Source organism: Schnuerera sp. (genome assembly GCF_035459645.1).
Classification (GTDB): domain Bacteria; phylum Bacillota; class Clostridia; order Tissierellales; family Tepidimicrobiaceae; genus Schnuerera.
This window is the reverse complement of the sequence record NZ_DATHXO010000133.1, coordinates 1-8,007: the sequence shown is the minus strand read 5'-3', so window position 1 is coordinate 8,007 and position 8,007 is coordinate 1. Positions and strand designations below refer to the sequence as shown.

The window sequence follows — 8,007 nt, the reverse complement described above, 5'->3', positions numbered from 1 at the left end:
GGTATTCTAATGCAGTATATAAGAAATTTTCAACTTATGAAGAAGCTCTAAATTTTATTGAAGATAATGAGGCAAAGGTTGAAGAAAAAGGTTTATTAGAGTTAAAAGAAAATGAAATGATTGCCTATGTTGATGGTAGTTATCATGCTGAAAGCAAAAATTATAGTTTTGGGGCTGTTATATTTACCACTAAAGGTAAGGAAACTTATTATAAAAAAGAAAATGATATAAGTTTAGTAGATATGAGGAATGTGGCTGGTGAAATAAGAGGCTCCATATATGCTATGGAAGAAGCTTTAAAAAGAGAAAAGAATACTCTTTATTTACATTATGATTATATGGGAATAGAAAAATGGGCAGTAGGGGAATGGAAAACCAATAAAGAGGGTACTAAAGAATATAAAGAATATTATGATTCCATAAAGGATAAATTGAAGGTAGTGTTTGTTAAAATAAAAGCTCATGCTGGAAATAAATACAATGAAGAAGCAGATAGACTAGCTAAAAAAGCTTTAGGAATATAATATAGAGGAGGCCTTAAAACCTCCTCTACATTATATTTTTTCATAGGTTATATTATTTTTTTCTAATAATTCTATGGCATAATCGTCAATCCTATAACTGTTTTTGAAGTAAATTTTTTTTATTCCAGCTTGTATCAATGATTTGGTACAATTTAGACAGGGAAAATGTGTTACATAAATTCTACAACCTTTTACAGGAATTCCTTCTTTGGCACAATATAGCAAAGCATTCATTTCAGCATGTATGGTGGCTATACAATGTCCATCTCTCATAGTATGTCCTACATCATCACAATGAGGATTTCCGGAAATAGATCCATTATACCCAGTAGATACTATCCTATTATCATCGTTGACGATTAAGCATCCAACTTCTGCTCTATCACAGGTAGAACGAGTTGCTACTATTTCAGCAATTTGCATAAAATATTCATCCCAAGATTTTCTTTTTCCCATTTATTCATCTCCTTTTCTATAAGTAAGTATTATATTATCATATTTTATATTTTTGTTGAACCAAATACAAATAGATATGTGGATATATTTTTTTATATATAATATAATGTAATTATCCAGGTGTTAAATATTATTAATTATCATAGAAAAGGCGATAAAAGGAGAAAATTATGAGATATATAATCAAAGAAAAAATTTTTACATTTGCAGATAGATTTAATATTGAAGATGAAAACGGATACCCTCAATATGAGGTGGTAGGGAAAATATTTTCTTTAGGAAATAAACTAAGGATTTACGATTTGAATGGGCAAGAGCTCATTTATATAGAGCAGGAAGTATTTAGATTTTTGCCTGAATATAATATCTATAAAGAAGAGAGCCTTATAGGAAAGATTAAAAAAGAGTTTACATTCTTTAAGCCAAAATTTCAGATAGAAAGCTCATATGGCAATTTTACCGTTGAAGGTGATGTTTTTCATCATGATTTTAATATTCTTAAAAATGGGAATCCTATTGCATGGATAAATAAGAAATGGGTATCTTTTTCTGATACTTATTCAGTAGATATATTGGATGAAGAAGATCAGCCATTTATTTTATCTATTATTATAGTATTAGACCAAATATTTTATGATGGTAATAGAAGCAATTCCTAGAGGATTTTAAAGGGATGTGGTGTTTAATGGAGTTGTTTAGTATACGAAATTCAGTTCAAGAAGTAGCAGAAGCTATTTCTACAGTTCTAAATGTAGATGTAACTATTGTAGATAAGAATTTAAAGAGAGTAGCCTCTACAGGGATGTACAAAGATTTAATCGGACAATCTTTACCTAAGAATTGTTCCTTTGAAGCAGTAGCAAAAAAGGGTAACCCTGAATTTATTGACAGCCCAAATATAAGTGAAAAATGTTTTCATTGTAGTTTAAAAGGCAATTGTGCAGAATTGGCTACTATTGGATATCCAATTATAAGTCAGGGGGATTTAATTGGAGTTATTGGACTAATTGCTTTTGATATAGAACAGAAAAGAAAAATCCAACAAGACTATGATTCTTTAATAGTTTTTTTAAGTAAATTAGGAGATTTATTAGCAGGAAATCTAAGATATACTAATATGATAACTGCATTGACCATACAAAGCGAAGAAACAAAGATGATAATAGATGGATTGGGCAGTGGAATTATATGTACTGATATTGATGGAAATATAAAATTTGTCAACTCTAAAACAGAAGATTACTTACAAATTAATGCTGATAATTTAATCAATAAATCTATATCCAGTATTATTCCTGAGTTGGATTTTGATTTGAAAACCCAAATTCCAGTTGAAACTAAAATTACAGTAAAAGGGAAAAGAAAAAGTTTTGTAATTAAAGTTCTACCAGTATTGGTAAAAAATAAGAAAGTAAGTAGTATTATCGAAATACATGAAACATCCAATATGGTAAAAAGTGCTTACAGACTAATAGAAGGTGGGAGCAATATAACTTTTGATCATATAATTGGAAATAGTCCCAAGATATTAGAGGTGAAGGAGTTAGCTAATAAAGTGGCTTCTAGTAGTTCCACAGTATTGTTAAGAGGAGAAAGCGGTACGGGCAAAGAGTTATTTGCTCGAGCTATCCACAATGGAAGCACTAGAAATAATTCTCCCTTCGTAGCAATAAACTGTGCTTCGATTCCAGATAATCTATTGGAAAGTGAATTGTTTGGATATGATGGTGGTGCTTTTACAGGAGCTAGTAAGGAAGGACAGATGGGTAAGTTTGAGTTAGCCAATGGTGGTACTTTGTTTTTAGATGAAATAGGAGATTTGCCTCTACATCTACAGCCTAAAATTTTAAGAGTTTTACAAGAAGGCGCTTTTATGAGAGTAGGAGGAAAGGAATTAATTTCTGTAGATTTTAGGTTAATTGCTGCTACTAATAGGGATTTAGAACAGATGATATATGAAGGAGAATTTAGAGAAGAGTTATACTATAGACTAAATGTTATTCCTATTCATATTCCACCTTTGCGAGAAAGAATAGAAGATATAGAAAGTTTGAGTAGATACCAGCTTCAAAAATATTGTAGTAAACTAGGGCAAAGTCTAAAGTACTTTTCAAAAGATGTAAAAGAAGCTTTTAATAGATATAGTTGGCCTGGGAATGTAAGAGAACTAGAAAATGTAGTTGAATATTTAGTAAATGTGGTAAAAGGAAAAGAGATAATATTTGAAAATTTGCCTTATGCAATCAAAAATCATTTGAATAATAATATTTGGAATATAGCAAATAATAATAAGTTGAAGGATATTCTTGATAATTATGAAAAGCAGATACTTAAATCCTATTTAGAACAGTATGGAAAAACCACAGAGGATAAGGAGCAAATATCATCAATTTTAGGTATAAATTTATCTACTTTATACAGAAAATTAAATAAATATAATTTGCAATAATGCGAAAAATTTGCAAAAATGAGGAAATTGATTTTTTGCCTATTTACACATAGTTATATAAGTAAATTCCAATAATATTATATATAATTCTTAATATTAAGAAAGACCTCTTATTAAAATTTTAGTCAAATAGAAGGACAAATTGGGTAAATACCCAATTTGTCCTTTTGGTTTATACTTGGCATAAATATTGCTTTAATATTATGTGAAAAGAATAAAAGATGAGAGGCGGTGTTTATATGGAAAATAAAGAAATTATGGAAAAAGTATTAACCATAATAAAGAATGAAACTTTACCAGCCTTAGGATGTACTGAACCAGTAGCCGTAGCTTATGCAGCTTCTGTTGCTAATAAATATTTAAAAGAAGAAATTCAAATATTAGAAATAAGGACAAGCAAAAATATATTTAAAAATGGAAAATTTGTCACTATTCCTAATACTAAAGAATGGGGATTAGACTTAGCAGGAGTCTTAGGAATTATTGGAGGGAATCCTGAAGATGAACTAATGGTTTTAAGAAATATAAATTCCCAAGATATCAAAAAAGCTCATAAAATATTGGATAAAGGTAAAGTCTATGTAAATTATTTGGACAATACTCCAGATGTTTATGTAGAAATAATTGCAAAAGGAAAAGAAAAAGTAGTAGAGGTAGTATTGAAGGATGCTCACAACCATATTAGTAATGTTAAAGTAGACGGGGAGATCGTTTATGAATCTGTTTTAGACAAAGAAAAAGGATTAGAACCAGATTTTATAAAAAAATTATCTTTTAAAGATATTATAGAGATTTCAGAAACCATCCCATTAAAGGATATAAAATTTATAGAAGATGGAATAAAGATGAATGTAAATGCAGCTGAAATGGGGATTAAATCAGAAAATGGATTAAATGTAGGTAGAGGTCTTGTAAGCTTACAAAAGGAAGGCAAACTAAAAGCTGATGTACCAACTAGAGCTAGAATTTTAACTGCAGCAGCAGCAGATATTAGAATGGGTGGAGGTAATTGTCCTATAATGACCAGTTCAGGAAGCGGTAATCAAGGTTTAGGAGTTGTTTTGCCTATTACAGTAGTTGCTGAAGAAAATGGTATTGGAAAAGAAAGATTGATGAGAGCCATATTTTTAGCCCATATAATAAATAAGTATGTAAAACTGCATACTGGAAAACTATCTGCTATGTGTGGTTGTGCTATTGGGGCTGGAGCTGGAGCTAGTGCAGCTATATCTTGGATATTAGGCGGTAATGAAGAACAAATTGGTGGAGCTTGTAACAATATTTTAGCTAATCTTACTGGAATGATATGTGACGGTGCTAAGGAAACCTGTTCATTAAAATTATCTACATCGGCGGAAGAAGCAGTTCTTGCTGCATATTTGGCTAATGAAAATATAATAGTTAAACCTAATATTGGGATAATAGGTAGAACAGTAGAAGAAACCATTAAGAATTTAGGAATTTTATGTAAAGAAGGTTTTTCTAATACAGATTCGGTAATTGTAGATATAATGAAAACATCTGCTATGTAGTGGATGTTTTTATTATGCTATAATGGGTATTAATGAACAAACAATTATTGATATTATTGCACTTTAGCATTAGAATAAAAACAAACTCTTAAACACCTATTACATAAGATGGAATGATAGAAATAAATGAAGAAATTTCAAGCAAAAAGAGGTGGTTAAATTATGCACGGACTTGTATTAGAAGGGGGAGGAGCCAAAGGCTCTTACCATATTGGAGTTTATAAAGCTTTAATAGAGGAAGGAATTGAAATAAAAGGAGTAGCTGGAACCTCTGTAGGAGCGTTAAATGGGGCGATGATAGTTCAGGGGGACTTTGAAAAAGCCTATGATATATGGCATGAAATCTCCTATTCTAAAATTTTTAATACTAATGAAGATGAGTTAAATAGAGTAGCAGCTGGCAAATTGAGTAAAGAAGATATATCTTACTTAATTGATAGCTTTAGAGGATTTTTTACTGACAAAGGATTAGATATAGCGCCTTTAAAAAATCTTTTGATAGAATTAATTGATGAAGAAAAGATTAGAAATTCTGGTAAAGATTTTGGTATAGTGACTGTTTCCTTGACAGATTTAAAACCATTGGAAATATATATTGAGGATATCCCTTCAGGGCAAGTAGTAGAATATCTAATGGCTAGTGCTTATCTACCTGTGTTTAAAACAGAAAGGATAGATGGGAAAAAATATATAGATGGAGGAATTTATAATAATTTACCAGTAAATCTACTGAAAAATAAAGGATATAAGGATTTAATATTAGTTAGGACTCATGCTCCAGGCGTTGTTAGGAGGATAAATTCAGAAGGGCTAAATATTATAACTATTTCACCAAAAGATAATTTAGGAAAAGTATTAGATTTTGATAGAGAAACAGTGAGGCATAATATAAAATTAGGATATTTTGATGCACTTAGAGCATTAAGAGGATTGAAAGGACACCATTATTATATTGAGCCTATAAAAGGTGAAAATTATGTAATAAATTATTTATTAGATTTAGATGAAGAAAGGATATTTAAGTTAAAAGAATTATTTAAAGTAGATAGTATACCTAATAATAGAGCTTTGTTTGAATTTATTATTCCTAAAGTAGCAGCTATTTTGGGAGTAGAAAAAGAAGCTGATTATGAGGATATATTTATATTTCTACTAGATAAACTTGCAGAAATTTATGAATTAGAAAGATTTAAAATTTATTGTTATGATGAATTGTTAAATTTAGTTAAAGAAAATTTAAACTTAGAAAAAAATAACAAGACAAGTATTATAGATAGAATAATAGAAAAAGTTGATTTACTTACCATTTTTACTAAAGGAGAGATTATTAAAGAAGTAGGAAAAATTATTTTGTGATTTTGATAAAAGTGCTAAATATTAGTTGCTATTTTTGATAATACAGGTTATAATGAATTGAGTCTTTAATTCATCAGTAAATCACAATGTTTAAATTTTACTCAATTAGAATTGGTTTGAAGAAATAAGATTTATATAGATTATATAATCTCCAAATCTTTATTTCTTGTAAAGGCCTTGTGAATTAAAGGAAATAAATTTTTGGAGGTAGTTAAGAATGACTAACGGTACAGTAAAATGGTTTAACTCAGAAAAAGGTTTTGGATTTATTCAAACAGAAGAAGGAAATGATGTATTTGTACATTTTTCCCAAATAAACAAAGAAGGATTCAAAACTTTAGAAGAAGGAGAAGCAGTATCCTTTAGAATAGTTGAAGGTCAAAAAGGACCTCAAGCAGAAGACGTTACACCAATTAGATAATGATTTAAAACCCTAAAGCTTAGCTTTAGGGTTTTATTTATGGCTACAATAAGTTCTTTTTTTGGTGCCAGGCACCAAAAAAAGAACTTATTGTAATAATGATAATTATTATCGATTTATGTTTAAAAAAATATGAATTGGATATAAATAAGATGAATACTAAAGAATAGATTATATATAGGAGGTAGAAAATGGAAAGATTAGTAGGAAAAAAAGCACCAGAATTTTTGATGAATGCATGTAAAGGCGATGGTAGTGATTTTTGTAAAGTTGATTTAAAGGATTATGAGGGCAAATGGTTGGTAATGTTCTTTTATCCTTTAGATTTTACTTTTGTCTGTCCGACGGAAATTACTGGATATAGTAAAAGATATGAAGATTTTATAAAAGAAGATGCAGATGTACTTGCTATAAGTGTTGATAGTGAACACTCCCATAAGGCTTGGATAAATTCTAGTCTTGGCAAGGTAAACTTTCCAATAGCTTCAGATATGACAAAACAGGTTGCAAAAGACTATGGTGTATTGATAGAAGAAGAAGGGGTTGCATTAAGAGGATTGTTTATAATAGACCCTGAAGGTATTGTTAGATATTCTGTAGTACATGATTTAAATGTTGGTAGAAGTGTTGATGAAACATTGAGAGTATTAAAAGCACTTAAAACAGATGGACTTTGTCCAGTAGATTGGGATGAAGGTAAAGATTTGTTATAATATAAAGCGGTCATATATGACCGCTTAAATTTATATGGAGGTTTATACATGGATATAGAAGATATTATTAAAAAAATTAAAGGAAGAAAACCTAAACCTTTGGAAATAAAACAGAAATATGCAGTTCTTCTTCCTTTAATAAAAAATAAAGGGAGATGGGAGCTTATTTATGAACTTAGGTCTAAAAATTTAAAAAGACAACCTGGAGAAATATCCTTTCCTGGAGGACAAGTTGAAGAAGGAGAAACCTATAGAGAAGCAGCTATAAGAGAGACGATGGAAGAACTCAATATTGATAAACAAAATATAAACATAATAGGAGAGTTGGATTATCTGGTTTCTCATGCTAATACAATTATTCATGCATTTTTATCCACAATACATAATGTAGATGTGGACAATATTAGACCAAATAAGGATGAAGTTGACCACATATTCACAGTTCCAATAGATTTTTTTATTAATAATGAACCAAATTTATATTATATAGATTTACATGCAGGAATAAGTAAAGACTTTCCATATAATCTAATACCTAATGGGAAGAATTACAATT

General features: G+C 29.5%; 9 protein-coding genes. 8 read left to right on the top strand and 1 reads right to left on the bottom strand.

What is annotated here, in order from left to right:
- The coding region (locus VK998_RS03100; RefSeq protein ID WP_325225366.1) for an RNase H family protein at positions 1–524 on the top strand (524 nt) is incomplete at its 5' end.
- Positions 525–554: 30 nt separating this feature from the next.
- On the opposite strand, the gene VK998_RS03095 is transcribed toward VK998_RS03100, so the two are convergent.
- A complete protein-coding gene (locus VK998_RS03095; protein ID WP_325225364.1) occupies positions 555–980 on the bottom strand; it encodes a deoxycytidylate deaminase in 426 nt (141 codons plus the stop codon).
- 170 nt (positions 981–1,150) lie between these two features.
- On the opposite strand from VK998_RS03095, the gene VK998_RS03090 reads away from it, so the two are divergent.
- The 7 genes from VK998_RS03090 to VK998_RS03060 form a co-directional block, all read left to right on the top strand.
- Positions 1,151–1,639 (top strand): LURP-one-related/scramblase family protein, encoded by a 489-nt coding sequence (locus tag VK998_RS03090; RefSeq protein ID WP_325225362.1) that lies wholly within the window; start codon positions 1,151–1,153, stop codon positions 1,637–1,639.
- Between the two features lie 26 nt (positions 1,640–1,665).
- Entirely contained in the window at positions 1,666–3,429 is a 1,764-nt protein-coding gene (locus VK998_RS03085; RefSeq protein ID WP_325225360.1) for a sigma 54-interacting transcriptional regulator, read from the top strand.
- A gap of 239 nt (positions 3,430–3,668) precedes the next feature.
- Complete coding sequence (locus VK998_RS03080; RefSeq protein WP_325225358.1) at positions 3,669–4,961, top strand: L-cysteine desulfidase family protein; 1,293 nt, start codon at positions 3,669–3,671, stop codon at positions 4,959–4,961.
- Positions 4,962–5,123: 162 nt separating this feature from the next.
- Complete coding sequence (locus VK998_RS03075; protein ID WP_325225356.1) at positions 5,124–6,317, top strand: patatin-like phospholipase family protein; 1,194 nt, start codon at positions 5,124–5,126, stop codon at positions 6,315–6,317.
- Positions 6,318–6,534: 217 nt separating this feature from the next.
- Complete coding sequence (locus VK998_RS03070) at positions 6,535–6,738, top strand: cold-shock protein (protein WP_325225353.1); 204 nt, start codon at positions 6,535–6,537, stop codon at positions 6,736–6,738.
- Positions 6,739–6,929: 191 nt separating this feature from the next.
- Positions 6,930–7,451 carry a peroxiredoxin gene (locus tag VK998_RS03065; protein WP_325225350.1) on the top strand — a complete coding sequence of 174 codons (522 nt, stop codon included), beginning with the start codon at positions 6,930–6,932 and terminating at the stop codon, positions 7,449–7,451.
- A 48-nt stretch (positions 7,452–7,499) separates the two neighbouring features.
- Positions 7,500–8,007, top strand: a 508-nt coding sequence (locus VK998_RS03060; protein ID WP_325225348.1) for an NUDIX hydrolase, incomplete at its 3' end; no start/stop codon positions are given.